This is a genomic window from Candidatus Bathyarchaeia archaeon, assembly GCA_038882715.1.
Lineage (GTDB): Archaea > Thermoproteota > Bathyarchaeia > Bathyarchaeales > DTEX01 > DTEX01.
The window spans coordinates 68,172-94,688 of the sequence record JAVZNR010000003.1; the positions used below are offsets into that span (position 1 = coordinate 68,172).

30 protein-coding genes and 2 tRNA genes are annotated in these 26,517 nt (G+C 46.1%); 18 read left to right on the forward strand and 14 right to left on the reverse strand.

The window, feature by feature from the left end; translation table 11 throughout:
* Nucleotides 1-60 precede the first annotated feature (60 nt).
* Nucleotides 61-984 carry a branched-chain-amino-acid transaminase gene (ilvE, locus tag QXR61_02785; protein MEM3756877.1) on the forward strand — a complete coding sequence of 308 codons (924 nt, stop codon included), beginning with the start codon at nucleotides 61-63 and terminating at the stop codon, nucleotides 982-984.
* A gap of 16 nt (nucleotides 985-1,000) precedes the next feature.
* Here the strand turns inward: ilvE and QXR61_02790 are convergent, their stop codons facing one another.
* Nucleotides 1,001-1,222 carry a NifU family protein gene (locus QXR61_02790; protein ID MEM3756878.1) on the reverse strand — a complete coding sequence of 74 codons (222 nt, stop codon included), beginning with the start codon at nucleotides 1,220-1,222 and terminating at the stop codon, nucleotides 1,001-1,003.
* 148 nt (nucleotides 1,223-1,370) lie between these two features.
* Between QXR61_02790 and dapF the strand changes: the two genes are divergently transcribed.
* From dapF to QXR61_02805, 3 genes are all read left to right on the forward strand, one after another.
* Nucleotides 1,371-2,213, forward strand: coding sequence for a diaminopimelate epimerase (gene dapF, locus QXR61_02795; GenBank protein MEM3756879.1), 843 nt, complete (start codon nucleotides 1,371-1,373; stop codon nucleotides 2,211-2,213).
* Complete coding sequence (locus QXR61_02800) at nucleotides 2,210-3,376, forward strand: LL-diaminopimelate aminotransferase (protein MEM3756880.1); 1,167 nt, start codon at nucleotides 2,210-2,212, stop codon at nucleotides 3,374-3,376. Before dapF ends, QXR61_02800 begins: the two co-directional genes overlap by 4 nt.
* Nucleotides 3,377-3,499: 123 nt before the next feature.
* Nucleotides 3,500-4,291, forward strand: coding sequence for a M55 family metallopeptidase (locus tag QXR61_02805; GenBank protein ID MEM3756881.1), 792 nt, complete (start codon nucleotides 3,500-3,502; stop codon nucleotides 4,289-4,291).
* 99 nt (nucleotides 4,292-4,390) lie between these two features.
* Here the strand turns inward: QXR61_02805 and QXR61_02810 are convergent, their stop codons facing one another.
* Nucleotides 4,391-4,720 (reverse strand): hypothetical protein, encoded by a 330-nt coding sequence (locus QXR61_02810; protein MEM3756882.1) that lies wholly within the window; start codon nucleotides 4,718-4,720, stop codon nucleotides 4,391-4,393.
* 77 nt (nucleotides 4,721-4,797) lie between these two features.
* A complete protein-coding gene (locus QXR61_02815) occupies nucleotides 4,798-5,103 on the reverse strand; it encodes a winged helix-turn-helix domain-containing protein (GenBank protein MEM3756883.1) in 306 nt (101 codons plus the stop codon).
* Between the two features lie 155 nt (nucleotides 5,104-5,258).
* Between QXR61_02815 and QXR61_02820 the strand changes: the two genes are divergently transcribed.
* Nucleotides 5,259-5,489, forward strand: coding sequence for a CopG family transcriptional regulator (locus QXR61_02820; protein MEM3756884.1), 231 nt, complete (start codon nucleotides 5,259-5,261; stop codon nucleotides 5,487-5,489).
* Nucleotides 5,486-5,878, forward strand: a complete 393-nt coding sequence (locus tag QXR61_02825; GenBank protein ID MEM3756885.1) for a type II toxin-antitoxin system VapC family toxin — start codon at nucleotides 5,486-5,488, stop codon at nucleotides 5,876-5,878. The genes QXR61_02820 and QXR61_02825 overlap by 4 nt, the downstream gene beginning before the upstream one ends.
* Here the strand turns inward: QXR61_02825 and feoB are convergent.
* Genes feoB through QXR61_02840 form a run of 3 tightly spaced genes read right to left on the reverse strand, consistent with a single transcriptional unit; the run spans nucleotide 5,859 to nucleotide 8,809 of the window.
* A complete protein-coding gene (feoB, locus tag QXR61_02830) occupies nucleotides 5,859-7,853 on the reverse strand; it encodes a ferrous iron transport protein B (GenBank protein ID MEM3756886.1) in 1,995 nt (664 codons plus the stop codon). The genes QXR61_02825 and feoB overlap by 20 nt on opposite strands.
* Complete coding sequence (locus tag QXR61_02835; GenBank protein ID MEM3756887.1) at nucleotides 7,846-8,121, reverse strand: FeoA family protein; 276 nt, start codon at nucleotides 8,119-8,121, stop codon at nucleotides 7,846-7,848. The genes feoB and QXR61_02835 overlap by 8 nt, the downstream gene beginning before the upstream one ends.
* The gene (locus QXR61_02840; GenBank protein ID MEM3756888.1) at nucleotides 8,114-8,809 is read right to left on the reverse strand and encodes a metal-dependent transcriptional regulator; all 696 of its coding nucleotides are present in this window, start codon (nucleotides 8,807-8,809) and stop codon (nucleotides 8,114-8,116) included. Before QXR61_02840 ends, QXR61_02835 begins: the two co-directional genes overlap by 8 nt.
* A 163-nt stretch (nucleotides 8,810-8,972) precedes the next feature.
* Between QXR61_02840 and QXR61_02845 the strand changes: the two genes are divergently transcribed.
* The 3 genes from QXR61_02845 to QXR61_02855 all read left to right on the forward strand — a co-directional run bounded on the left by QXR61_02845 (nucleotide 8,973) and on the right by QXR61_02855 (nucleotide 12,465).
* The gene (locus QXR61_02845) at nucleotides 8,973-10,394 is read left to right on the forward strand and encodes a uroporphyrinogen decarboxylase family protein (protein MEM3756889.1); all 1,422 of its coding nucleotides are present in this window, start codon (nucleotides 8,973-8,975) and stop codon (nucleotides 10,392-10,394) included.
* Nucleotides 10,395-10,483: 89 nt separating this feature from the next.
* On the forward strand, nucleotides 10,484-11,485 hold the full coding sequence (locus QXR61_02850; protein MEM3756890.1) for an ABC transporter ATP-binding protein: 1,002 nt from the start codon (nucleotides 10,484-10,486) through the stop codon (nucleotides 11,483-11,485).
* Nucleotides 11,473-12,465, forward strand: a complete 993-nt coding sequence (locus QXR61_02855) for an ABC transporter ATP-binding protein (GenBank protein MEM3756891.1) — start codon at nucleotides 11,473-11,475, stop codon at nucleotides 12,463-12,465. The genes QXR61_02850 and QXR61_02855 overlap by 13 nt, the downstream gene beginning before the upstream one ends.
* Nucleotides 12,466-12,496: 31 nt before the next feature.
* On the opposite strand, the gene QXR61_02860 is transcribed toward QXR61_02855, so the two are convergent.
* On the reverse strand, nucleotides 12,497-12,727 hold the full coding sequence (locus QXR61_02860; protein MEM3756892.1) for a hypothetical protein: 231 nt from the start codon (nucleotides 12,725-12,727) through the stop codon (nucleotides 12,497-12,499).
* Between the two features lie 60 nt (nucleotides 12,728-12,787).
* Nucleotides 12,788-15,109, reverse strand: coding sequence for an ABC transporter substrate-binding protein (locus QXR61_02865; protein MEM3756893.1), 2,322 nt, complete (start codon nucleotides 15,107-15,109; stop codon nucleotides 12,788-12,790).
* Between the two features lie 223 nt (nucleotides 15,110-15,332).
* Between QXR61_02865 and QXR61_02870 the strand changes: the two genes are divergently transcribed.
* The gene (locus QXR61_02870; protein MEM3756894.1) at nucleotides 15,333-16,322 is read left to right on the forward strand and encodes an ABC transporter permease; all 990 of its coding nucleotides are present in this window, start codon (nucleotides 15,333-15,335) and stop codon (nucleotides 16,320-16,322) included.
* On the forward strand, nucleotides 16,319-17,779 hold the full coding sequence (locus QXR61_02875; GenBank protein ID MEM3756895.1) for an ABC transporter permease: 1,461 nt from the start codon (nucleotides 16,319-16,321) through the stop codon (nucleotides 17,777-17,779). The genes QXR61_02870 and QXR61_02875 overlap by 4 nt, the downstream gene beginning before the upstream one ends.
* A gap of 105 nt (nucleotides 17,780-17,884) precedes the next feature.
* On the opposite strand, the gene QXR61_02880 is transcribed toward QXR61_02875, so the two are convergent.
* A complete protein-coding gene (locus QXR61_02880; GenBank protein ID MEM3756896.1) occupies nucleotides 17,885-18,337 on the reverse strand; it encodes a hypothetical protein in 453 nt (150 codons plus the stop codon).
* A gap of 70 nt (nucleotides 18,338-18,407) precedes the next feature.
* Nucleotides 18,408-18,632 carry a hypothetical protein gene (locus QXR61_02885; GenBank protein ID MEM3756897.1) on the reverse strand — a complete coding sequence of 75 codons (225 nt, stop codon included), beginning with the start codon at nucleotides 18,630-18,632 and terminating at the stop codon, nucleotides 18,408-18,410.
* A 352-nt stretch (nucleotides 18,633-18,984) separates the two neighbouring features.
* On the opposite strand from QXR61_02885, the gene QXR61_02890 reads away from it, so the two are divergent.
* Nucleotides 18,985-19,173 carry a hypothetical protein gene (locus QXR61_02890; GenBank protein MEM3756898.1) on the forward strand — a complete coding sequence of 63 codons (189 nt, stop codon included), beginning with the start codon at nucleotides 18,985-18,987 and terminating at the stop codon, nucleotides 19,171-19,173.
* Between the two features lie 74 nt (nucleotides 19,174-19,247).
* On the opposite strand, the gene QXR61_02895 is transcribed toward QXR61_02890, so the two are convergent.
* A tRNA-Ala gene (locus QXR61_02895) sits at nucleotides 19,248-19,341 on the reverse strand.
* Between the two features lie 126 nt (nucleotides 19,342-19,467).
* On the opposite strand from QXR61_02895, the gene QXR61_02900 reads away from it, so the two are divergent.
* Together QXR61_02900 and QXR61_02905 are read left to right on the forward strand one after the other, a co-directional pair.
* Nucleotides 19,468-19,950, forward strand: coding sequence for a hypothetical protein (locus tag QXR61_02900; GenBank protein MEM3756899.1), 483 nt, complete (start codon nucleotides 19,468-19,470; stop codon nucleotides 19,948-19,950).
* A gap of 75 nt (nucleotides 19,951-20,025) precedes the next feature.
* A tRNA-Tyr gene (locus QXR61_02905) sits at nucleotides 20,026-20,234 on the forward strand.
* Nucleotides 20,235-20,319: 85 nt separating this feature from the next.
* On the opposite strand, the gene QXR61_02910 is transcribed toward QXR61_02905, so the two are convergent.
* Entirely contained in the window at nucleotides 20,320-20,775 is a 456-nt protein-coding gene (locus tag QXR61_02910) for a DUF4430 domain-containing protein (GenBank protein ID MEM3756900.1), read from the reverse strand.
* Between the two features lie 5 nt (nucleotides 20,776-20,780).
* Entirely contained in the window at nucleotides 20,781-21,302 is a 522-nt protein-coding gene (locus tag QXR61_02915) for a hypothetical protein (GenBank protein ID MEM3756901.1), read from the reverse strand.
* 147 nt (nucleotides 21,303-21,449) lie between these two features.
* Between QXR61_02915 and QXR61_02920 the strand changes: the two genes are divergently transcribed.
* The 4 genes from QXR61_02920 (at nucleotide 21,450) to uppS (ending at nucleotide 25,224) form a co-directional block, all read left to right on the forward strand.
* Complete coding sequence (locus QXR61_02920) at nucleotides 21,450-22,319, forward strand: hypothetical protein (GenBank protein ID MEM3756902.1); 870 nt, start codon at nucleotides 21,450-21,452, stop codon at nucleotides 22,317-22,319.
* An 80-nt stretch (nucleotides 22,320-22,399) separates the two neighbouring features.
* Nucleotides 22,400-23,614 carry a DUF373 family protein gene (locus QXR61_02925; GenBank protein MEM3756903.1) on the forward strand — a complete coding sequence of 405 codons (1,215 nt, stop codon included), beginning with the start codon at nucleotides 22,400-22,402 and terminating at the stop codon, nucleotides 23,612-23,614.
* Nucleotides 23,598-24,425 carry an S-methyl-5'-thioadenosine phosphorylase gene (gene mtnP, locus QXR61_02930; protein MEM3756904.1) on the forward strand — a complete coding sequence of 276 codons (828 nt, stop codon included), beginning with the start codon at nucleotides 23,598-23,600 and terminating at the stop codon, nucleotides 24,423-24,425. The genes QXR61_02925 and mtnP overlap by 17 nt, the downstream gene beginning before the upstream one ends.
* A gap of 16 nt (nucleotides 24,426-24,441) precedes the next feature.
* Nucleotides 24,442-25,224 carry a polyprenyl diphosphate synthase gene (gene uppS, locus QXR61_02935; protein MEM3756905.1) on the forward strand — a complete coding sequence of 261 codons (783 nt, stop codon included), beginning with the start codon at nucleotides 24,442-24,444 and terminating at the stop codon, nucleotides 25,222-25,224.
* 27 nt (nucleotides 25,225-25,251) lie between these two features.
* Here the strand turns inward: uppS and QXR61_02940 are convergent, their stop codons facing one another.
* A complete protein-coding gene (locus tag QXR61_02940) occupies nucleotides 25,252-26,457 on the reverse strand; it encodes a redox-regulated ATPase YchF (GenBank protein ID MEM3756906.1) in 1,206 nt (401 codons plus the stop codon).
* Nucleotides 26,458-26,517 lie beyond the last annotated feature (60 nt).

The window sequence follows — 26,517 nt, forward strand, 5'->3', positions numbered from 1 at the left end:
CATAAAGTATCGTGCAAGACGCATAAAATTCTTTAAGCATTAATGGCGAATATTTTATATTTGTCATCTCAGGTAAGGGGAGTGATTGTACTGCGGAATGAAACACTAATATATATTGATGGGAAATATTACCCTAAAGATGAGGCTAAAATCTCCGTTTTCGATCACGGCTTCCTGTACGGGGATGGGGTTTTTGAGGGCATACGCGCCTACGATGGCATAGTATTTAAGCTCAGGGAGCACATAGACCGCCTATATAATTCGGCTCACGCTATAATGCTGGACATACCGTTAACAAAGGAGGAGATGATTGAGGCCGTCCTTGAAACATTGAGGAGAAACGATCTCCGAGACGCCTACATACGGCTCGTGGTAACTAGGGGTGTTGGGGATCTAGGCTTAGATCCGAGGAAATGCGCTAGGCCTTCAATCATAATTATAGCCGTCCCTCTGCTTAGGCTATATGACGAAGAGAAGCGTAGAAAGGGCATAAGCATGATAGTGTCTTGGATTAGGAGGGATCCCGTGGATGCGACATCCCATGAGATAAAATCCCTAAACTACTTGAACAGCATATTGGCGAAGATCGAGGCGAACAATGCTGGAGCCGACGAGGCGCTAATTTTAGATGCTAACGGATATATCTGCGAGGCGACTGGCGAAAACATATTTATCATTAAGGATGGAAAACTTTACACTCCGCCAAGGTCCAGCGGAGCCCTGCCTGGGATAACCGCAAGCGTGGTTAAGAGGATAGCCGCAAAACTGGGATACGAGGTTATTGAGCGTAACATAACTGTCACCGAACTATATAGCGCAGATGAGGTTTTTCTAACAGGGACAGGTGCGGAAATAATGCCTGTAAGAGAAGTTAACAAGCGGAGGATAGGTAAGGGTGAGATGGGGCCTATTACAGAGAAAATCTTTGAGGAGTTTATGAGGGTTGTGCGTGATCCAAATGAGGGGACACCGATATATCGGTAGGGCGTTTTCCGCTTAACTACACAACTACAACCTTTCTTACCTGCGGAACCCTCGCCTTTAAGTATCTTTCCACGCCGAACTGTAGGGTCATCATTGAGAATGGGCAGCCTGCGCATGCTCCTTTAAGCTTGACTTTCACTATTCCGTCCTCGGTTACGTCGACTAGTTCTATGTCTCCCCCATCAGCCCTTAGGCTCAGCTGAATCTCTTTTATCACTTTTTCAACTTCAGCCTTCAATTTTTTAACCACTCCTATAACGTAGTTATACATTCATCATGCATATAAACTTTCCCGGCCAACGCCGTTAATACTTATAAGTTTCCTCTATGAGAAATGATAGGCTAGTTACATTTAGGGCGATGAGGAGCGATAAAGCATGGTTGAGCTGGTTTTCTGGAAGATGCATAGCTTGGGAAACGACTATATTTTAGTTGATAATAGGGGCGGCTGGCTGCGTGAAGAAAAGCTCAGCCAGCTGGCCCAAAAGCTCTGCAGGAGGAGGTTTTCTGTTGGGGCTGACGGGCTGCTCCTCGTATGCGGCTCCACCGTAGCCGACGTTAAGATGAGGATATTTAACGCTGATGGAAGCGAAGCCGAGATGTGTGGGAATGGAATAAGGTGCCTAGCAAAATATTGTTATGAGAACCGTATAGTCGGCAGAAGCGAGATGAGGATTGAAACTCTAGCAGGTGTGAAGACGGTTTGGCTTGATGTGGCTGAGGGCAGGGTTAAATCTGTAACAGTGGATATGGGTAGCCCAATATTTAGAAGGGAGCATATACCGGTCGCTGGCGAGGGAGAATTTATAGACGAGGAGCTTAAGGTTAACGATAAGGTTTTTAGGGCAACATGCCTATCGGTTGGCAACCCACACTGTGTAATCTTCGTTGAGGATGTGGATGGCTTCCCGGTTGAGCGCTACGGACCCATAATAGAGAAGAGCCCGCTCTTCCCCAAGAGGATAAATGTTGAGTTTGTCCAAGTGATTAGGCGGGATTTAATTAAGGTGAGGGTTTGGGAGAGGGGTGTCGGCGAGACCTTTGCATGCGGCACTGGCGCATGCGCAAGCGTTGTCGCCGGAAACATGCTTGGTAAAGTGGATAACGAGTGTGCGGTTCGGCTTTTAGGCGGTGAGCTCAAGGTAAAGTATAGTGACGGTAGGATTTTTATGTCTGGTCCTGCTGAAACAGTTTATAAAGGTATTATTGATTTGGAGGGATTAATTTGAGGTTTCAGTTGGCTGAGAGGGTTAAAAAGCTTCCGCCATATCTCTTCGCTGAGCTGGAGAAGATTATAAATGAGAAGCGGCAGCAGGGAGTCGACCTAATATCGTTAAGTATCGGTGACCCAGATCTCCCGCCGCCGCCATTCGTTTTAGAGGCTCTTAAAGAGGAGAGCTCTAACCCTAAGAACCATAATTACTCGTTTAGTCAGGGCGAACCGTATTTCAGGGAGGCTGTTGCAGAATGGTATAAGAAGCGGTTCGGGGTAGACTTGGATCCTAGGAGGGAGGTTATAGCGCTTATCGGCTCTAAGGAGGGCATAGCGAACTTTTCCAGAGCCTTTGTTAATCCCGGCGACAGGGTTCTCGTTCCAGATCCAGCTTACCCGGTTTACGCTAACGGCAGCACATTATTGAGCGATGGGGTACCTGTCCTCATGCCCCTACTTGAGGAAAATGACTTTAAACCGGATGTAGAGTCGCTGGATCTCAGCGGCATTAAAATGATTTTTCTCAATTATCCAAACAATCCGACGGCGAGCGTCGTAACTAAAGATTATCTTAAAGCGATTATAGACTTAGCCCGCGAGAAGAACGTTATAGTCTGCTACGATAACGCTTACTCCGAGATAACCTTCGACGGCTATAGGGCGCCGAGCATACTTGAGGTTGAAGGCGCCATAGATGTCGCCATAGAGTTCCATTCATGCTCGAAAACATTCAATATGACCGGCGATAGGATAGGGTTCGCTGTTGGAAACAATGAGCTTATAGATGGCTTGGTGAAAGTCAAGTCTCAGATAGATTCAGGCCCACCAGTCTACATACAGAAGGTCGCGGCTAAGGCTCTACAGAGCTATGTTAACGGTGAGCCGCCCGAATACTTGAGGTGGGTGAACAGGGTTTACGCCGAGAGAAGGGATGTGCTGCTTAAGGGGTTAAAGGCTGCTGGGCTTGAAGCCAAGAAGCCGCTGGCAACATTCTACGTTTGGGCTAGGTGCGGTGGAAGTTCCATGGAGTTTGCGTCAAAGCTCCTAGATGCGGGCGTAATAGTTACTCCAGGAGTAGGTTTCGGGAAATACGGGGAGGGATACATAAGGTTCTCGATAACGCAGCCTAAGGAGCGCATAAAAGAGGCATGTGAAAGAATGATGAGGGCGCTTCTATAACATGTAAATTCCTTGCAAAGACGCATATATTGGCTTAAGGCTCAGCTCCCCCTCTACAATTAGATCCTTTATGGGGAAAATATTTTTAGTGATACTGCATCTAAGACTATTTTGTGACCTGAAATGAAAATATTTATTATGACGGATCTTGAGGGGGCTTCAGGAGTAGCTGGACAATGGTCGGATATAGATTTCGGCGGCAAGGATTATGAGGCTGCTAGGAGGCTTTTAACAGGTGATGTTAACGCGGCCATCGAGGGAGCGTTTGAGGCTGGGGCTAGCGAGGTGGTTGTTTTAGATGGCCATGGAGCCGCGCTGACGATCCTCATAGAGGATCTGGATCCGAGGGCTCAGCTGATAAGGGGCCGGAGGATTCTTGAGCTTGAGGGCTTAAACGATAGCTTCGATTTAATGTTTGCGGTGGGCGCCCACTCTATGGCTGGAACCCCAGACGGCCTTTTAACGCATACGTTATCCCACACGGCCATAGATAATATCTGGCTTAACGGCGTCTTGGTTGGGGAGATAGGGCTGTGGGCGGCTCTTGCCGGAGACCATGATGTCCCCTTAGGCTTTGTGGCAGGCGACTATGCGGCTGTGCGTGAAGCCGAAAGTCTCTTAAAGAATGTATGCACGGTCACCGTTAAGTGGGCTACAAGCAGGTTCGCGGCAAGATGCCTGCATCCAAAAGTCTCTCAGAGACTGATTAAGGAGGCTGCGGCCGCAGCGGTTAGAAGGGCTGGAGAGTTTAAGCCATTTAAGCCTGAGAGACCGATTGAGCTGAAGGTTGAATTTCACGATAGCGAGAGAGCTGAGAGGCTATCCCATAGAAGAGGGGTTACTAGGCTGGATGGGAGGACGGTTTCAGCTAAAGGCATGACCATGCATGAGGTCTACTTGCTGCTATTGGGCTAATAGCCGCTAGACAGCAGGCTAGCAGCGCCTCAATTAATTAAACTTCATAGCAATGTTAGCTGAATCTACGCCGGATATTTAACAGCGTAAATCTCCACCCTACACCTCTTCTGAAAGCGGAATTGGGAGTTTAACTTCTTCAGCTGGCTCCCAGACTCCTCCTCTCTCGGTTACAGAGACAAGGTGTTCCCAATACCTTATTGGGCCAAACTTGATTACCGACCCGTTCGGGAGACAGGCGTAGCCCTCAATTGTAGCCCAACTCTCCATTTCAGCGCTCGCATTAACTACATTAACTGGGGATTGCATGGCCGCTATAGCTAAGGCAACGCCCAATAGAGCGATCAAAACAGGGATGACAAACTTCTTCCTACTGGATGCGCCCATCAACATATTCGGCTTCCCCATGACGAAGTGTATGCTGCTCAAAATAAATCTCTATCGGACATTTAATACGTACTTTAGTTACGTGGCTTAAAATATCTCCTCTTTGCGAAGAATATAGTCTACCCTTCAATCAATCTCCTTATCTCTTCAAAATGTTTTATGAAACGCTTTCCTTTAGGCGACGCTATATAATATGTTTTTCCATCCCTAATCATGGCGCTAACAAGATTCCTCTCCACTAGGAAATCGATGTATCTTTTAGCCGCTCTATAGTTCAGCCCAGCGTAAAAGGCTACTTCGTTAAGGCTAAGATAGTTAAATTGAAGGATCTTCATTATCTGCGCACATATCTCTAACCTCGACCTCCTAGGGTGTCTCGGCCTACCACGTCCAGTAACCCTTACATGAAGAAGGCTCTGAATCAAATCGTTCCATCTTAAATATCTTCGTTCTAATTTGCTGCTTGCGTTGAAGGCCTGTGTGGCAGCCCATATATGTGTTTCTATTCTGCCAAACTGATATTCTCGCCTAGAGGTAAACTTTATATTCCTAAAATAAGGTAGCCATATATGGCGGTGACATGAGTAAGTATGTAACTATCTCCGTGAAAATCCCACGTGAACTCAAAGAGAAACTTGAAAAACTCGGCATAAAACCATCAAAACTCCTTAAAAACGCTATAATTGAGGAGTTAAGGAGAAGGGAAATAGAGGAATTAAAGAAGAGTATAGAGGAGGTTAAACCAATCCTGAACAGAATATCTGCAGAATATGTTGTTGAATCCATTAGGGAGGATAGGGAGCGTAGATGAAGTATGTTTTCGACTCCTCATCCATCTTCGAAGCCATAATTGAGGATAAAATATCGGTTCTCGCGGGGAATTATACGCTGGATCTAGCCAGATACGAGCTTGGAAACTTGATTTGGAAGAGGAGAGCGCTCGTAAGAGACTTGAAAGAGGACGAGTATAGGCGGCTTATGGAGATCGTAAAGAGAACCCTGAACCTTATGGAAGTACTTAACATAAACTGTTGCGAAGCCAGCGTAGCAGAACTAGCTGGGAACCTAAATTTAACATTCTATGATGCATCCTACATTTTCCTAGCCAAAAGCAGGGGAGTATCGCTCGTGACAGAAGACAAAAACATTAGAAGTAGAGCTGGAAACTACGTAAAAGTCCTCACGGTAAAAGACCTATAATCCCCGGATGAAGTTCTTTTAGAGGGTGTCCGGTCGGCCACAGCGCGGCTAGCAACCTGTAGGCTATTCCGCCGACCGCTACCGCGAAAGCTATTTCGAAGACGGTTATGAGAAGAGCTTTTCTCCAACCAATCTCCTTTATGAGGGCGGCTATAGTCGATATGCACGGTACATAAAACATGGCGACTATTGCGAAGACAATCATCTGGATTGGGCCAAATCCCGGAACGTCCGCGAAGTCCGTTGTCCCTAAGAGGGTTGCAAGCATTATGAGCGTGAGCTCTTTTCTTAGAACCCCAAATATGAGCGCTATCCCCGTGACTGCTGGAAGCCCCAGCCATAAGACCGTTATGGGGCTTAGGGCAAGCGCTATCGGCTCAAGCAAGCCGAAAACCTCTATAATTTTAATCGTGAAGCTTCCGAAAACTATCAGTGGAAAAGCTATCTTTACGAATTCGAGCAGCCTGAACCATGTTTGCTTTAAAACTGTTTTTAAGTGTGGAAGCCTATAGTCATGTATCTCCATGATTAGGGCTGTGGGCTCGCCGGGCAAAGCCTTGAATGCTATTCTACCTAGAGCAAATATTACGGATAGGTTGAGGGCGTATAGCGCCAGAGCCCATTCAACGCCCAAATACTTCCCAACTAAGCCGAGTATTATCACGGTGCGGGCTGCGCAGGGCACAAGGGTTGTGACGAAAACGGCTAGCAGCCTCTCCCGCTGAGTCTCCATTATCCTGCATCCCAAGCAGGCTGGAACATTACACCCGTAGCCGAGTATTAAGGGTATGAAAGCCTTCCCGTGAAGCCCCATCTTATGCATGATGCTATCCATTAGGAAAGCAACCCTACTCAGGTAACCCGAATCTTCTAGGAGATAAAGGATTATGTAAAATGGGGCGATGTATGGTAGCGCTATCGTGACGCCTGCAATAACCCCCTCCACAACGCTCCATGTCAACATCCCAAAGGCTCCGGCGCCAAGAAAATTGTAGAGAAGATCTTCCACGCTGTAAAATAGGCTATTTAGAAGGTCTGAAATGTATCCGCCAACCATGAAAACCACGTAGAAAATCGATAGGAGTAAAAATATCATTATGATGTATCCGGCAACCCTATGGGTTGTGAAGCTATGTAGACGCTCTTCAAGCCTCGGTTTTATTGGGGGGACAATTCTCTGCACTTCCCTAGTTATGCGGCCAGCAGCCTCATGCCGCTCAGCCGCTATCACGGTTGAGCAAACATGACCATGAATCTCCTCAATCTCCCTCGAAAATCTTTTTGCCGCTTTAACCACGTTTGGGCTTAACTTCGCTACTTCCCTCTCTAGCTCTTCATCCCCCTCAAGCAGCCTAATCGCCACGTACCTCGGCGGGTAGCGGCAGCCGAGCCCCTCAATCATTTTTGTCAGCGCAATTATTCTCTCCTCAACCTCCCTGCCGAAAGGCACTATAGCGGCTTTCGTAGAACCTCCTTTCTCCGCAACTTCAATAGCTTTCTCCAGCAGCTTGAAGACGCCGACCCCTTTTATCGCTATAGTTGGGATAACGGGGACGCCTAGGATCTTCTCCAGTTTCTCCACATCAATCTCGATGCCCTTCCTCTTAGCCACATCCATCTGATTTAAGGCTAAAACCATCGGCGCCTCCATTTCCATGAGCTGCAACGTAAAATACAGGTTTCGCTCAAGAATAGAGGCATCTACAACGTTTATCACGGCGTCCGGCTGCTCATGGATAATATATTCTCTTGTAACCTGCTCCTCAATAGAATAAGCTGAGATAGAATATATGCCGGGCAGATCAATAATATCTATCGTGTAACCTTTGAAGTGCAGGGTTCCCTCAGCCCTCTCCACGGTTTTTCCAGGCCAGTTGCCGATATGCTGATGTAAGCCCGTTAGATAATTGAATATCACGGATTTCCCAACATTAGCGTTCCCAGCCAAAGCTATGCGAAGCCTTCTCTCAACCATCCCTTTCAACCTCAACGAGTATTCTCTCTGCTATTCCTCTACCTAACGCGAGCCTAGAACCCCTCACAATAACCTCAATGGGGCCGTGGAGCGGCGCCGACTTTACAACCGTGACCTTAGTTCCCGGAGTTAAACCCATGTCTGTAAGCCTCCTCTCGAAGCCCCATCCCCCGCGCCTTCTCCCCCTTCCGGGCCCGCCATCTATAGAGATTACTGTCGCTGTTTCACCATTCCTTAATGCTGTTAGCGGGATCACGACCTTACCCATAAAATGCACCATCCTCAACAAGCCTTCTGATGCGTATAACGGACGCTATCTTCGAGCTCAAAACATTGAGGTTCTCCCCAACCATTATTGTAAGCGAGCCATCTAAGGGGTTTTTACCTAAAACCCTCACGAAAACCCCTGGGAAAGCTCCCAGCCCACTTAGATATCGAAGTAGGTCTTCGTTCTCCTCCACTATCCTTGCGATGGTGCCCTCAGAGCCGACGTCGAGATCCGTTAAGGGGATGGCTTCCTCCTCGATTAAAGCGCCGCACTCTGTCGGAATAGGGTTTCCATGAGGGCATGTTTTCGGGTTTTTCAGAGCCTTCTCCAATGACTTAACTACCTCTTCAGTTAAGCCGTGCTCAAGCCTGCAGGCAAGATCATGGGCCTTCTCCCACTCCACGCGGAGAATATCTACGAGCAAGCGTTCCGCAAGCCTATGCTTCCTTAAAACTTGAATGGCTATCATTCGCCCTCTGCTCGTCAGCTTAACGCCTCGGTAAGGTTGATGGGTAACTAAGCCGTTTTTCTCAAGCCACTCAACAGTGTTTGTAACTGTGCCGGGGGTTACACCCATCATCTTAACGATATCCTTAGTCTTAGCCACACCGAATTTTTCCTCAAGCCTGTAGATGCACTCAAGATATTCCTCAACCGCCGGGGTAACTTCTTCCATCGTGAAGGACATTTTACGAGCACCAAAAAACATATTTACGATAACTCGTATTTAACCACTACCCCGCAATACATGCGCGCAAGCTGAGATCCAAGGTAAAATTTCTGGAAAGCCCGGGCTCTTTGGGGGAAGTTTTAAGTGCATAAAAGCTCTTAATGAGCATTGGAGACGAGTTATGGGCGAGGAGCATGTTTATCAGGAGCGGTTGAAGCGTTACTTAACCGCTATGCGGAATGAGATGCCTGATCGCATCCCGATCCGACCATTTGTCGCCGAATTCACCGCCAAGTACGCTGGTTACACGTGTCAAGAGGTTACGCACGACTATAGGAGAGCTTTTGACGCTGTAATTAAATGTGCTAGGGACTTTGATTGGGATGCTATGGTGCCTAACATGGTTTATGTTTGGACAGGGCTCACGCAGGCCCTTGGCTTAAAATATTATGCTGTGCCCGGCATAGATATCCCTCCGGATAAGCCATTCCAGTATCTTGAACCCCCGGAAAATATGGCTTTCATGAAACCCGATGAATATGACATGCTTATAGATGACCCAACATCATTCCTGTATAATGTTTGGCTTCCGCGAGTTTCAGGCGAGATAGGGCTTGGCGAGCCCCTCTCATATAGGGGTAAGCTCGCTTTAGTGAAGGGCGCCATGGCTATGAGCAACTATTTTAATGCTCTGGGATCGCAGGTGGAGAGAATGCGGAAGGAAACTGGAACAGCGTCGGCTATAGCTGGGATTCTTAAGGCCCCGCTCGATATAATTGCCGATAAGCTGCGCGGATACATCGGGTTAGTTAAGGATTTACATAGGCGGCCTGAAAAGGTGCTTGAGGCCTGTGAAGCCCTCGCTCCACATCTGGCGAAGGTTGCGCTTATGACAGCGGATCCGGAAAGGAAGGTGCCGGTAGGCTTCTGGATGCATAGGAGCTACGTGCCATTCATAAGCATGGAGCACTTTAAGAGGATTCATTGGCCCACCTTGAAACCTATAATTGAAGAGCTCTGGAAGAACGGTCATCAAACGCTCTTTTACGCTGAAGGAGACTGGACTCCCCATCTGGATAGCTTCGCTGAGCTACCGGAGGGAAGCATAATATTTCACGTAGATAGAACCGACATGTTTGAGGCGCGCAAAAAACTGAAAGCCAGATTCTGCTTAAGCGGCGGAATACCTAACTGGCTGCTTGCTCTTGGAAGCCCTGAGGAAGTACGCCATTACTGCAAGAAGGTGATCGACGTTTTAGCCCCGGATGGAGGATATATTATGGATGCTTCAGCCATAATTCAGGGCGACGCTAAGATTGAAAATGTTAAAGCTATGACGGATTTCACGCGTGCATATGGCGGATATCCCCTAAAACAGAAACTAAGCGTAGAGCGAAATGACCCCGCTGAGAAAATGTATGAAGGCGAAACAGCGGCTTCTCCGCAGAAATCGAATACCAGGCCGGGCATATGTATCCCTTGGGAAGAGAAGCGGAAGGAGCTGCCTCAGATCTCCGGTGATGAGAGGATCTTCAGGGAGATCTGGGAGGAAATTGAGTCCTTTGGCTACCTATTCATTTGGCAGATTTTACTATCCTTCTAGCTATGGTTGATCAAGCCTTTTCCAATCGAAAAAATTAATTAACCAGCTCTGCTTAAAAGTACTTTCTAGATCCTTTAGGTGGAAGAAGAATGTCTGACTCCCCCCTCCTAAAGGTTAATGATTTAAGAATGTATTATAGTGTTGAGGGGGGATGGGTTAAGGCTGTTGATGGATTGATCTTGGACGTTTATAAAAATGAGTGTGTTGGAGTTGTCGGCGAGTCCGGGTGCGGCAAATCGAGCCTCGCATTAACTATCATCAGGGTTTTACCCGCTAATTCAAGAATTTTTTCGGGAGAGATCCTTTTTGAAGGTGAAAATATACTTGGGCTATCTGAGGAGGATTTTAGAAAGCGAATAAGGTGGAAGAAGATTTCGATCGTTTTTCAGGGAGCAATGAACTCTTTGAATCCGGTAATAACGATAGGTGACCAGATAGTTGAAACTATACTTGCACATGAAAATGTGTCGAAGAAGGAGGCTTGGGAGAGGGCTGAAAACCTACTTAGATTAGTGGGCATAGACCCAAAAAGGGCGAAGAGCTATCCTTTTGAATTCAGCGGTGGAATGAAGCAGAGAGCTATGATAGCGATGGCTTTAGCCCTTAATCCCAGCCTCTTAATTGCCGACGAGATGACGACGGCTCTAGACGTGATAATTCAAGCCCAGATCATTAATCTGGTAGCCGACCTTAGGAGGAGACTGAACCTTTCATCCATAATAATATCGCATGATATACCATTAGTTTTTAGCAGCAGCGATAGGATTTTCGTGATGTATGCTGGAAAAATAGTCGAGTATGGATCTACAGAAGAAATATATTATAGTCCCATGCATCCATACACGTTTCTCCTCTTAGACAGCGTACCAGACATTAGGGGGAAGAGGCGCACCCTAGGCTTCATAGAAGGAGCCCCACCAAACCTATTAGACCCGCCCACCGGATGCCGCTTCCACCCGCGCTGCCCCTTCGCGGTCGACATATGTAGAAAAGAAGAGCCGGAAATGAGCGCCGTCTCCTCTTCCCATCATGTTGCGTGCCATAGGTTAGAGGAAATTACGTTAAAGAGGGCTCTTAAATGGGCGAGTTAGTGAAGGTGAACGATCTTAGAAAATGGTTTCCGGTAAGAACCGGTCTTTTCTCGAGGTCTAAGAGAAGATATATTTATGCGGTTGACGGGGTAAGCTTCTCCATCCGCGAAGGAGAGATTTTTTGCCTCGTGGGCGAATCGGGCAGCGGAAAAACAACAACCGGTAGGCTGCTGCTTCGTTTAGAGAAGCCTACTTCAGGAGAGATCCTCTTTGAAGGAAAGAGCATATATTCGTTAGACAAGAAAGGGCTGAAAGAGTTTAGAAGAAAAGCCCAGATGATTTTCCAAGACCCGTTCAGCTCGCTTGATCCCAGAATGAGCGTTTTTGATAATATATGTGAGGGGCTCATCATACATAAGATCGGCGGCAGCAGAGAAGAGCGAATCAACATCGTATCTAAGGCTCTAGAGAGCGTAGGCCTATACCCGCCGGAAAACTTTCTCTCCAAATATCCGCATGAGCTCAGCGGAGGTCAGCTCCAGAGAATAGCTATTGTTTCAGCGCTGGTTTTAGGACCAAAATTTATTGTTGCGGATGAACCGGTCTCAATGCTAGATATGTCGACCCGCGGCTCAGTGATAAAAACTATGTTGGATTTAAGGAGAAATATGAACGTGACTTTTCTCTTAATAACCCACGACTTAGGTTTAGTGAAATATATCGGTGACAGGGTTGCCGTCATATATCTGGGCAAGATAGTTGAGAAGGGCGATGCGGAAGACCTTATAGATGCGCCATATCATCCCTACTCTCAAGCATTAATTTCAGCAGTTCCATCACCCGACCCCAGCAAAAAGATTAGAGATGTGCGGATCAGAGGCGACATAACCATGTCGCTTGAAGTGGCTAAGGGATGCAGGTTTGCCCCGAGATGCACGCTTGCCGACGAAAAATGCAGAGAGGAAGAGCCGGAACTAATAGAAGTGTCTAATGACCATTATGTCGCATGCCATAAGGCTCAGGTCGGCAACCAAAACTAGAGATTCCTTAAGGAGAAAACCCGGCATTTATTTATTCCCCGTTCTTTGGGGTTTTCCCCCTCCTTTTAAGCAATATTCTCAGTATGAAGGGTGGGAAGAGTAGTAGGGACATCATGCCCGCAAATATTAAAATGAGGCCTATCATAGCGATTCCTGACGCGCTGTCCCTGAAGAGAAAGTACAACGTTAATCCTACGGACAAGACGATTATAACAGCGAAGAAGGCGAGGAGCAATGACTTTAAATATACTTTTTCATCCATTTTTCCACAACCAATATTCTGAGGAGCAAATATAAAAAATAGGTTGGGGTTAAATGAACTTTATTTCTTCCTAAGCGACATTATTATGGCGACTAAAGCCAATATTACCGCCACGACGCTTATTCCTATGCTGGCTGTTGCAAGGGTAGATGCGGCAGCCAAACCTGAAACTGTTCCTTCGAGGCTAGATATCTTTCCCTGCAAAGATGATATTGTGTTCTCTAGGGTTAAAATCTTGTTGCTTGCTGAGGTTATCTCGCTCCTCGCCTCGTTAACCGCGTTTATTAGATCCCTGTAGATTTCCGGCAGAACGGTTAAGGTTAAAGTTGATGGCCGCTGATACGTGAATAAAGGCGTCACGTACTCCGCTATGACGCTGACCATGTAGTCTCCAACCCCTATGACGCCCGTATCGATGTTCGCCTCATAGACCCCTCCACCCATATGCCTTGCACTTACCTCTAAGACTTCTTCCCCAGCCTTCATTAAAGTCAGCTTAACCGTTCCATTAGTTACGGCTTCACCTTCTGGGCCGACAAGCTTAAACTGGAATTTCGCTCTCTCACCAGCAATCTTCACAGTATCCTTATATACGGTTGACACCGACAGAGTCCTAGCAGCCAAATGATACCGAGGATTAGCCCTAAGCGAAATATACTCTCTTGGTTTATAGTCTTCCCATATAAATGGACCGGTACCTATCGGAGGAATATTCTCGAAGGCGAACGGATCTGGCAGTCCCTCCCAAATATGTTTGGGTAAAATGTACACTGAAATTATATCGTAAAATTGGAATATACCAGTTTGGCTTGTGTAAATAATGATTGTGTGTTTGTCCGGCGTTTCAGCCTTTACATAAACGGGTATAATAGGTGCGTAGAGAGCACAAGGGGTTTTAGTTTTAGCAATAAGGTCAAATGTAAACTTCACGTCCTCTGACGTAAATGGCGTTCCATCGTGCCAAGTAATATTATTGTAAAGGTGGAAGGTATATTTCAGCCCAACCTTGCCCGGCGCCACTTCCCACGTCTCTACTTTCCAGTCATAAGCTAGTAGCGGTATAACTACATCCTTGCCTTCTGCATCAATGCAACGACGCGCAAGAGATGAGTAAATGAACCTATAGATCTGTTGCTCTGGGGCTTCCATCCAATTAAGCGGATTATAAGAGCTTGGCCAATAAGCTCTGTTTACTATATAAGTTCCGCCAAATTCCCTATTAACAGGTTTTACATTCATCATGAATATGTAGCCAGTTGCCTCTTCTACAAACTCCGGCTGAGAAACAGAGATTTCAGGCGCAGATTTTATTCCATAGAAGTTTCGGAACTGATCCTTTCTCAGACCAGTTCTATAGGCGTAAGCCTCAGGCAAAGGTAAAACATAACATTTATCCTCTATAATCTCTTGAACTTTCCATACGAGCCTTTTTGCTTCTTCTACGTTCATTGTTGTCTGAAGGTTCTCAAGAACTTTATCTAGCTCCGGATCCTGAATACCGAAATGGTTTATCGAAGAGACGCCAGGAGGCTGATAGCTTGAGCTGTGGAAAGCCCAGAAATACCATCTTGCAGGGTTCATAACATCGGCAGTCGCGTAGTTAGCAAATATGTTGAAGTCTCTTTCAATATACGTCATACGCTCAGTGCTAGGCCAATCAGGTGGATGTACAACTTCTACCTCTATGCCGATCTTAGCAGCATCCTCCTTAAGCTTTAAACCAAGCTCTATTCTCTCCGGGCTATAGCCTGGACACACGTACTTTATTATACCCATTTCTTTTCTACCAGGACTATACCATTTTCCGTCCTTGAAGACCCATCCAGCGTCTTCAAGCTCTTTCTTTGCTAATTCAAGACTATAGGAATACCTTACACGTACATCCACACGAGGGTTGATCCACTCTTGAAAAAGTGGCGGAATAAATCCCCATGTTGGTCCAACAGCGCCTGGCTTCCATATTACTGATACGGCATAGTCGTAATCAATTAGATGGGCAATAGCCCTTCTAACTTCTAATTCGCTGGTCGGCCACTTCTTAATATTGAAGCCTAAATAACCGTTGTATGTTGGTTTTCTGTATAACACCAGTTGAATGTTAGGATTTTCTCCTGCGGCAAGCCAATCTTCTTCAGGGATTGTACCCATATATTGTCCAGCGCATGAAAGTTCTCCTCTCTTAAATAGCTCCCATACCGTTATTGTCTCTGTAATGAACCTAAACACTATTCTGTCAATGTAGGGGCCATAAATATAGGGTGCATATGTAGGCTTCGGATATACTATTTCTTGTTGCTGGGCTGAAGCGATGTTTGCGGGTGGAGCTATGTGTAGTGTGGCTCCGAGAATTACTAGCAGAATTAAGGCGGTGCTCTTTCCCATATAAGTCACCTAAACCTAACTTATTACCATGTTGATTTATAAGATTTTTCATTTGTTCATGATGACAGTCAATCCTTCAACTAGTGCTTTTGCCTTTTCCCTTAATCCAGCGCCTACCCCCTTGACGCAAACAAACTAAGGGCTTAAACGTAAAAATTTTTATTAGCAATTTAATTTTTATAATTGATTTAAGCTTACTGTTTGGGTAAAGGAAGAAACTTAGATGGGGTTTAAAGCATACGTCTTAAAAAAAGCTTTTTACAGTATATTGCTAGTTTTTCTAGTTTCTACATTAAATTTCATAATTTTTAGGCTTATGCCCGGCGATCCCTACGCAGTTATGATTAGAGAGTATATAATGACCCCTGAGATGATCGATGAGGTTTTGAATAGGTGGGGGCTTAAGAAACCTTTATGGGAGCAATACCTCCTCTACATGGTGAATTTGTTTCAGGGTAACTTTGGTATATCTTTCCGCACATTTAGGCCCGTTCAAGTCGAGATTATGGAGCGCTTGCCCAACACCATCGCTTTAGTAAGCTGCTCAGTTATAGCTTCAACGATACTCCAAGTCCTGATAGGCTTTTATATCGCCTCAAGACGCGGCAAACTTTCAGACTCCATAATACTTTCAATCGGCATAGTCCTTAATAGCACACCGGTCTTCTGGCTGGGGATGACGCTCTTATATTTCCTATCCTTTAATTACCATATTTTTCCAGCCGCGGGTACAACTACCCCTCCACCTAACAATCCAAAGGATCCGATATCGTTCATAATCGATTACTTATGGCATATGACTCTGCCCTTCACGGCTCTAACGGCGATAATTTTGGGTGGAGGAATAATTTCCGTGAGAAACTTGGTTTTAGATGCCTTATCGCAAGATTTCGTTGTTGTTGCGAGGGCTAAGGGGCTTAAAGAAAGAGATGTGCTCTATAGGCATGTGTTCAAAAATGTTCAACTTCCTATAGTTACCAGCGCTGCGATAAGCATAGCGCGCTCGGTGGGTGGCGCCATGACCACTGAAACCGTTTTCACATGGTATGGGATGGGAAGATACACCTTTGACTCGATCTCAAACCTCGATTATCCATCCCTACAGGGAATATTCTTTGTAATCTGCGTCCTCGTCATAGCTGCTAACTTCATAGTTGATGTAATTTATGGAATACTTGATCCTAGAGTGAAGTATGGTGAGGGCGCCGGATGATCATAGATAAGTATCAGAGGGAGAGAATAGCCTACTTCTGGAAACAGTATAAGCGGAGTAAGAAGGGGATTATAGGCCTAATAATACTAATATCCTTCGTTTTAATGGCGATATTCGCACCATTCTTAACTCCATATGACCCTATTCGCGATAGAGAACTCGCCGAGTGGCTGGCTTATCCAGAATGGATTGGAGTAATTAACCGCGAGATGGCGGATCTGCCAAGTAACATAAAGGTATCGGTTTTAGAGAGATCCCTTAGGGGTGAAGGTAAGATAACACTATCGAACAGTTCAGTTATCCTCGCAACCGTTGAGGGCAATTCCCTCATCGTGAAGTCAGCCGGCTCCGCCTTCAACGCTGAAAAGCTAGAATTAGCTACCGAGTTTGAGTATACCTTCAGCCCACCTAAATCATTTGGCATAATTCTGCTCGGAAAACTGGTCGATAGCTCGGATAATTTTGCCATTAAAGCGTCTTTCGAAGTAGTTAGACCTGATGGCGAGGTCGTTTGGGTTTGGGATAGCGGCTTCACGCATGGCTTCACAAGAAGGCTTATGGTGGGCGAGAGGATCTACATAAAATCATCCCAGCCGGATCTACTCGTATATCTCGGTTTACCAACCTACAGGGACTCTCTCGCCAAAAAGGTTTTCATAAGTAAAGGGCAGTACCAGCTGAGAGCAACCTACGAATTCATTAACCTTGAACCGGGGAAAAACGTAAACTTCACCCTTAAGATTTATGAAATCCAATTTATGGTGTTTGGGATGCGCTTCGGTCTACTGGGCACAGACGACATGGGTAGAGACGTTTTCACCCAGATTATTTACGGGTCACGTGTTTCACTGCTCATAGGTATATCAGCCTCCATAATCTCCGTATCCCTCAGCGTGTTAATCGGCGTCGTAGCTGGATACATGGGTGGAAAGACGGATGAAGCGCTCACTAGGATTTCAGACTTAATAATGGTGTTGCCAGCCTTACCGCTGATGATAGTTGTCGCAGCAATGATTGGAGGAGGACTACTGCAAATAGTCATACTTTTATCTCTGCTCGGATGGGCTCCCGGCGCCAGAAATATACGCGCCTTCGTGCTCTCCATAAAAAATAAACCCTACATCGAGGCGTGTAAAGTCAGGGGGGCTGGAACATGGCGAATAATCTTTAAACACATTATACCCTCGGTCTTACCAATAGCTTATGCTGCCGTGGCTCTTTCAGCGCCTATAGCCATAGTGACCGAGGCTGAGCTAGCCTACCTCGGCGTAGGCGGCGACCCCTACATGATATCTTGGGGCAGAATGCTACAGTATGCTCAGAGGGGCGGAGCATTCCAATACGGCGCATGGTGGTGGATTATACCGCCCGGACTCTGCATAGCGCTGCTCTCCTTGGCGTTCGTATTAATAGGGCACTCCCTAGACGAAATCTTTAACCCAAGACTCAAGCGATAAAACACTCATGTCATCCATATTTTTGCTGGCTGATTAACCTTATTTTTTCGCTTTTTAAGCAGTAGTCTAATCGTGTTAAAGAGAAATAAAATGTGGTTGAAATGATTATGTTGATGATAGCGCGACTCCAGTTATAACTATGTCAAAGTTGAAGCTGCTCACACCCGACGCATTTGGTGAAACCATTAGCGTTAAAGTTAAACCCAACACTTTGCCAGGCAGAATCCGTTGCCCGCTATAGTCCCATGTCAGCGAGAAATATTTCGAAGCGTCTTCAGGACTCCAATTCTCTGTGGACAGCAATAGCGTTACTGCTGTGCTACCAGTGTTCTTAATGTATACAGTGATGCTTTTTACAGAGCCTGGACTAAGAACGCCCCAGTTAATCGATGTTAAAGGCTTTCTGCACGCCTTATCCATGTAAACCGAGATACCAACCGTCAATATTCTTTTATTGTTGCTTTCTTTTTTAATGGTCAATCCCAAAGACTGATCTACCGTTAAGGTGGCAACAATCAAGGCTAGGACTAATGAGATGAGAGCCGTTCTTCTCATCATCTCACGCCCAAACTCTCATAAACGCCAAATTAGAGTTTGGGTAAGCCACCATGTTTATGCTTAGCTTCTATTAGCTCTCTGTTCCAGTTATGACTATGTTAAAGCTGAAGTTTGTTATTCCTTGAATACTGCTTGAGACAGTTAGCGTTAAGGTTACTTTTAGGGCGCTGTTTGATTGGATTTTTGTTTCACTTGTATAGTCCCATGTTAGAGTCATGTAGCTTCCAGCATTAGATGGGTTCCAGTTCTCCGTCGATAGTGACAGTGTTATTGGAACATTCCCCGTGTTCTTCACATATATTTGAACCGACTTGGATCCTCCAGGAGAGATGGTTCCCCAATCTATCGATGTTACTGGATTTGTGCATGCGCTATCCCAGTAGACCGCTAAATTTACTGATGCTATAACCCCCGATGAGTTGACGCGGACGCTGGATGAGAGTAGACCAAAGGCGTATCATGCGCTGGCTAAGATTAGTCCCGCCGCCATCATAACCCATATAGCTCTTTTGATGTTCATAGAGACCACAATTTAAAGATACCATTAGAATATATTTATACCCTTCGGGAACGCGCTGCTCGCCGGTGTAGCGGGCTTTTTCTCAAAAAAGCTAAGGTTTTCACCACCGGTCAGCGGAGCCCTAGCAATGATTCCATACACGCCCTACATTTGGTTCGCATGCTTAGTGTATGGCCTTCCATCAGCCGCAATAGCCTTCATAGTTACGAAGGCTTGGATAGAAGTTATGATCTCAGGCACCATCGTGGGACTCATACTACGCAGACACGAAATTAAAAATTTCCTCGAATTGTTTAAACCTGATAAACCTAAGTGAAAGTGTTAACAGAAGCGCTGATAAGGGGAAGAGTCATTGGCATCATGATGATATAGGACTTAAACCCAGAAAGGTGGTGGACCGGGCGGGATTCGAACCCGCGACCTCCGCCGTTCTCGGCTAGATTTTCATGCGAGGGCGGCATTCGTACCACTAAACTACCGGCCCACCTTATTTTTCATTAAATATTTCTTTTAAAGTTTCAGATTTATTCTTTGCGAATTAATTGTTGGATAAAGTTTAAAATTTAGTTTGCTCGCTTTCTCTTAATTAGAGATGTATCGCGAGAAAAGCATGGGGCTTCTTGAAGTTATATCTCGGATTTTTGAGGGTGGAGAGTATTTGGGCATTCTTCCAGAGGGGGTTGTGGGCGTTGACCTCGTCACACCTGAGATAGTTAGGGTGACGTTTGTGGATAAGGTTGACCATAACCTTTTTTATGAGATAGCCGTTAAGGAAGGCTTCTCGGTTGATGCGCAAGGATATGCTCCGAGAATAGTGGATAAAGGTAATATTGTTGCCAGAATAGGCAGCAGATCTGATCCAGGGGCGGAGCGCAGCATCTTCATGTATCTCTTTCCGTCATCAGCTGAGGCAATGAGCATTTATATGAGGGCTACAGCGGTGAGACTTGGAGTCCTAAACCCTGAAAACGGCAGAATAAATGTTGAGAAGCTCCTAAAATATAACCTGAAGGTTATAGGGCTCGTCGAGAGATATAGAAAAAACCGCTACAAAAACTTGATTGCGGACAATGAAGATGTGAGACTTGTCTAAGAGCAAATCGCATCCTTTTTCGCCGCACGGAGACGAAAAACATATATTTCTTTTCTGTGTATTTTTGTTTTTGGTCGGGCGGTAGCTCAGCCTGGTAGAGCTTCCGAACCAGCCTGACATATGACCGGAAGTAGCGGGCTGGTGGAGAAGCTGTAGGCGCTACCTGCATGGTAGTCGCCGTTCAGCCTACCGGGCGTACAGAAACCGGAGTGTCGCAGGAGGGCCTAAGCAACATGAGACCTAAGCCTTAGGCTCGGCGAATTCAAATCCTGCCCGCCCGACCACCAATAATTTTCAGAAAAATTTGTAAAGATCTCGCCTAAAAATGCTTGTGCATAGAGCGTCTTGATGCTTTAACCCCTATTTTTTCTAGAATTTTTCGTATCTCCACATTACTGTGTCGCCTTCCTTAAGGATGTATTTGTCGGATGCTACTGGCCCCCACTCCCACTCTTTCTTTTCTGGATTCCATATGTACCATATCCAGTATCGGTTAGCTTCGCCGCCGACACCGTTTATGCTGGTTACGAATGCTCCCATTTCGGGGTAAGTTATGTTCTCGACGCGTGCAACGACTTTGGTTGCGAGCAGAAGACTGGCTTCCCTTGGTACAAGGGTGTTGTTATGCCATGTTCTTGTTTCATTTCCATAGTCGATTAAGATGTTCACGGGCATTGTGAGCCTCTTCAGGTCGGCGGAGGCTCTTTCGTAAAGGCTTCTGTAGTGGACGCTCTCACTATAGTAGTATGCCGCTAGATATGATGCGACGATCAGCAGGCAGAGGAAACCTAGCGAAACCCACATCCATGCGCTTCTTCCAACCATATCTTTCACCTCCCGGTAAACACTAATTTTTTAACTGTTACAATGAGTGGGCTACAGCCGAAGAAAAAGAAGAAGAAATTGGATGCTTCGTGAGCAACTGCGAAGGGTGCGCCCGATATTATGGCCATTAGGGGCGGCAACCCAACTATAACAACCGACACGATATTCGTAAACAGATCATAGAAGAAGGTTGCAAAGAAGCCGATTATACCAAACATTAAATTCGTTAGCCAGAGTTCCCCTCTCCCCAGCTCTCCTATAGAACGGATGCTCGAACCCAGCTTAAACCTCGCCGACAACCAGCCGGCTATAGCGTAAAAAGTTTCCCCTAGGCAGGTGGCGGCGAGCACCACCGAATTAAACCCGTAGGGGTTTATGGTTCCGTAAACGAGCCAAATTAAAATCCCAACAAGCATACCGGGAATAAGCCCCATTAAATATCCGCTGATGAAAACGAAAAGATCCATGAACTTAACATTCGGTATCCAGATCATAGCATAGTTGGACGCTAAGCTAGCCGACGTCATTAAGGCTATCAGACTCAGATTTTTAGTCGAAAATAATTGTCCGTGTAAAGATCTTTTCATATACTTGGATGGATAATCCATCCAAGTATATAAGTTTTTAGCCGAAAGGAAATATTTATTTAAGGATGCGTAGGGGAGAGGTTTACTTTGAGTGAAGACCTGAGGGGCAGGATTGCTGGCTTGGAGCAGGAGATTTCTGGTTTGCTTGTTGAGTTGGAGAGGTTGGATGCTGATGCTCGTAGGCTTGCTGAGGAAAGGAGGGTTTTGGTCGGTAAAATAAGGGATCTTAAGGCTAGAGCATCAGAGTATAAGGGTAGACGTGACAGCTTAAATGGGGAGGTTAAGGGTTCTAAGGCTGTTCTGGCTGAACTTAAGCGAGAGTACGTCGAAAAGGTTGAGGCTCTGAAGAGGTTAAAGCGTAATATTAAAGAGTATTTAAGGTTGAGGCCAGCTAAGAGCGAGGAAGCTTTAGCTAAAGAGATTGCCAGCCTAGATTGGAGGATTCAAACAACCCCTATGTCGATTGTTGAGGAGCAAAAGATTATTGAGCAGATTAAAGCTCTGGAGAGGCAAATGGATTTTTATCGAAAATTGAGAACCATGGAGGAAGAGGCTAGAAGCCTGGAGAATCGCCTCAAAGAGTTAGAGAGCGAGGTTACCCTTCATAGGAAGAGGATTGCTGAGAATGTTGTGGAGAGCCAGAAGTTCCATGAAATGATGATTAAAACGCTTAATGAGATTAAGGAGTTGAAAAGTAGGTTGAGCGATGTTAACAGCAGATATATGGAGAATAGGAGTAAGGCGGCGAACCTTCGCCTTAAACATAAAGATCTACTTAATCAAATTTACGCTATTAGGAAACTTATTAGGGAGGAGGAAGAGCGGAGGCGGCGTGAATCCATCGTTGCCATTAAGGAGAAGGTGAGGAAAGAGGCTCTGGAAAAGATTAAACGCGGGGAAAAAGTATCGTTTGAGGAGTTTAAGATTCTGGTTGGGGAGGAGGGGGAAGAATCTTAAGATAAGCACTGCTTTATTTTACGCTAAAACTTATTTCTAGGGGTTAACATATTATCTTTAAGTATTATGGGAGAAAAGTAATGCCGGGTCAAGGGGAACAAGATTCAAAGAACGAAAGTGAAGAACGTATATTGGTTGTTTGTGTCGATAGAGATAATGATATTGGCAGGAAAGCCGGCGTCAAGACGCCGATCCTCGGCAAAAAAGAAAATATTGATGCCGCGCTTAAACTTCTGCTTGCTGATCCTGAAGAGGCTGACGCGAATGCCATGTTTGAGGCTGTGAGGATCTGCGATAACTTAGAGCGGAGTGAGTCGGGAGGCATTTTATGTCAGGTCGCAACGATAGCTGGCTCCGAGCTCGGTGGAATAGCTTCCGACAGAAAACTTATTTCGGAGCTTAACGAGGTTTTGAGAAGATTTAATCCTAGCAGCTTAATTCTTGTCACAGATGGCTTTTCAGACGAGGATATTCTGCCATTAATACAGTCTAGGATACCGATCTCATCGGTGAGGCGAGTCGTAGTGAAGCATAGTGAAACCATAGAGGAGACAGCTGCCCTCTTCTCAAGATACTTGAGAAAAATACTGGAGGAGCCTAAGTACTCTAGGATCTTTCTCGGCCTGCCCGGGATTCTGCTCGTGATGCTTGGCATACTGTCTTTTTTAGCAGTATTCATAAAGTACGATATTTGGGCGTGGGCTTGGATTATAGGGTTAATGATAGTCGGCGGCTACCTTATAGGTAAAGGCTATGGGCTGGATAAGAAGATATTTGCCGCTCTCTCAAAATTTTCGTCGCCGCATGGATTGGTATCCGTCTCGTCACTGGTTTTCGGCGTTCTCCTAATAGTGGTGGGCGTATATCAGGCAACCTCTCAGGTGCTAAGTAGCCCAGATATCCTGCCAAGCCCGCTTCCAACGGATCCAAATATTTGGCTCAGCTTTATGCCTAGGATCCTAGGCATAATTATCTCAGCCTCAACGACAATAATCGTCATAGGGGTATCCATAATACTCTTCGGAAGAGCGCTTGGACACCTGCTTGAACGCGACCCTAGATTTTGGAGGACCATTGTTTTTATTGCGGTTTGCGCGTGGTCTTGGAAAATCTTTAATGAGATTGCGAAAATATTGATTGATCCCGCTTTACCTTTAGACAACCTCATAGCATCTGTGGTTATCGGCATAATTATAGCCGCGGTGTCGGCTCCCGTAGCCCATATTTTAAGTAGGAGATATAGGGTCTTCTTTAAAGAGGGAGGCGAGGAGAAAAGCGATGAAGAGGGGAAGTGATTTGATGCGCGGTTCAAATAGGGTTGAGAAGATTAGTATAGCGGTTATAGGGGGATCTGGCTTAGAGGAATTGTTCAGCGGCTCAGAGAAAATTAATGTTGGGACGCCTTACGGTTTTTCCCACGCTCTCTCTATATGCGAGTTCGAGGGAAAGCGGGTTGCTTTCTTACCTAGGCATGGGTACAAACATAGTGTTCCACCCCATAGAGTTAACTATAGGGCAAACATGTATGCGCTATATAGGCTTGGGGTTGAGAGGATCATAGCGACAAACGCTGTCGGAGCGATAAACCTCAACTTTAAGCCCGGAGACCTAGTTATTCCACACGACTTAATAGATTTCACAAGTCAGCGTCACTCAACATTCTTCGATCAGCTGCCAGTCACCCACATCGATTTTACCGAGCCATATTGCCCGGAGATACGTAAGGTTCTCATAGAGAAGTCTAGAGGTCTGGGCGCGGTGCATGAGCAGGCTGTTTACGTCTGCACTGAGGGGCCGCGCTTTGAGACGCCGGCTGAGATACGTATGTTTAGGATGCTGGGCTGCGATGTTGTTGGCATGACCGGTATGCCTGAAGCGGCGCTCGCGCGGGAGCTCGGCATGTGTTATGCGACTCTATGCTTTGTTTCCAATATGGCGGCTGGGATCTCCGGCCGCCTCACGTATGAGGAGGTTTCTGAGACGTCGAAAATCGTTATGCCGAAAGTTCGCAGGGCTGTGGCGGAAACGATCGTCTCTTTGCCTGAAACTAGGGGCTGCCAGTGCTCTCTCTCAGCTAAGCTGGGAAGGGCGAAGGAATCGGATTAATTGAGGGGAAAGCCTAATGCTGAAAACGATTCTCTCACTTCTCGGCGTATATAAGATCTATGAAAAATGGCTTCTGCACCAGATAAAAAATCAGAGCGTGCCGGAGCACGTGGCCATAATATTGGATGGCAACCGCAGATGGGCTAGAGAGAGCGGGCTTGAACCGTGGCTTGGCCACTATTATGGCGCCGACAAAACCAAGGAAGTCTTAAAATGGTGCCTAGATCTAGGCGTTAAAAGCATAACGTTTTACGCGTTTTCCACAGAGAATTTTCGGCGGCCGAGGGAGGAGGTTGAGAAGCTAATGTGTCTGTTTAAAGAGAAGCTCCAAGAAGCCTTAAAGAGCGAGGAGATACATCGATATAGGGTTAGGGTTAAAGTTATTGGGAGGGTGCATCTGCTTCCCAAAGATTTGCAGGAGATGATTTACAGGGTTGAGGATGAAACAAAAAATTATAGCGATCGATACCTGAATTTAGCCATAGCTTATGGTGGAAGGGCGGAGATAGTCGACGCCGCCAGAAAGATTGCCGAAGAGGTTGCTCTAGGTAAAATTGCACCTGAGGAAATAGATGAAAATCTTTTTGAGCAGTATCTGTACACCGCTTTCCTACCGAAGCAGGATCCAGACCTAATTATAAGGACATCTGGCGAGGAGCGGTTGAGCGGCTTCCTCCTCTATCAATCAGCCTACAGCGAGCTCTGTTTCCTAGATGTTTATTGGCCGGAGTTTAGGCGCATAGATCTATTGAGAGCCATTAGAACCTATCAGAAGCGTAAAAGAAGATTTGGGACCTAAACAGTTTTAGAAGTTTTTAGCGAAACGCTAAGCTCTCTTCTTAGCGCTTACAATCGATATAACGTCTCCATCCTTAAGCACATAGTTTTCGCCGAGCCTCTTCTTGGTTCTAGCGTCCACAGCGTATATGAAGCTCTCGCCCAGCTCCGTGTGGATCATGTAGGCTAGCTCCCTGGATGTTGTACCGCTTGAAACCAGCCTCGCTTCGGGTAAAACCCTACCATAATGATCTGTCAGCTTATCCGGGTCTTCAACGGGGTAAACCACTATCATCTTCAAAAGTTCTCGGAAAGCGGCATTTATGGCGTCCTGAACCCCCGTCGACCCATACTTGTCAAGTATCTTGTCTCTAACGGCTTTAAGGGCGTCAGCCTGCCTACCAGTGATCTTCGCCGGATCCTTCACCTCAAACTTCGAGTCTCCGGGAACATACTTGATCAGATCCCTCTCAGCAGCTCTCCTTAAAGCCAGCTCGGCTTCAGCGCAGCACGGCACAACAATGTAACCAGTCTCCTTCAACCTCTTAAAATTGTCCTCGGCGAAGGGCAGATCCATTTTATTTGCAGCTATAAGCATAGGCTTCGAAATCCTCCTTAAAGCATCAACGAAACTCAGAAACTCATCATCGCTCCACCTAGTCGGTTTTTCACCGCTTAACCCGGTAATCCTCAAAGCGTCAAGTATATGCCTCCTCCTTATCGCTAAGCCACTTAACCTCTCCTCAAGAAGCGATGGTAGGTCTGCAGCCCCAGCCTCCACGGTTCTAGCAATTCTAGGCCAATCCCTCTTAATTATTTGAGCGAACCACATGGTTAACTCTCGCTCCAAGAACTTCACATCCTCAAGTGGATCATGCATCCCCGGCTTCACCAGCCTGCCTTCAATGTCCGTTGAGCCGGAGGCGTCGACGACATGTATGAGGGCGTCAGCCTTCCTGATTTCGTCGAGAAACTGGTTTCCTAAGCCTCTGCCCCGCCACGCGTCTGGAACTAGGCCAGCGCAATCTATCAGCTCAACCGGAATTAATCTAACGCCGTCGATGCAGATAGAGTTCACCGGGTTATCTTTAACTTTCAGCTCCCTGCATACGCATTGCGTTCTAAAGTATCCGATCCCCCTATTGGGTTTTATCGTTGTGAAAGGATAGCTCGCTATCTCAACCATTACGAGCGTCGCGGCGCTGAAAAAAGTTGATTTTCCAACGTTTGGCTTACCAACTATGCCGACAATCATTATTCTTAACCTTCCTCTAAAACTAAAATAAGTGTTTAGGTTAAATGAGCCTTCCGGTAA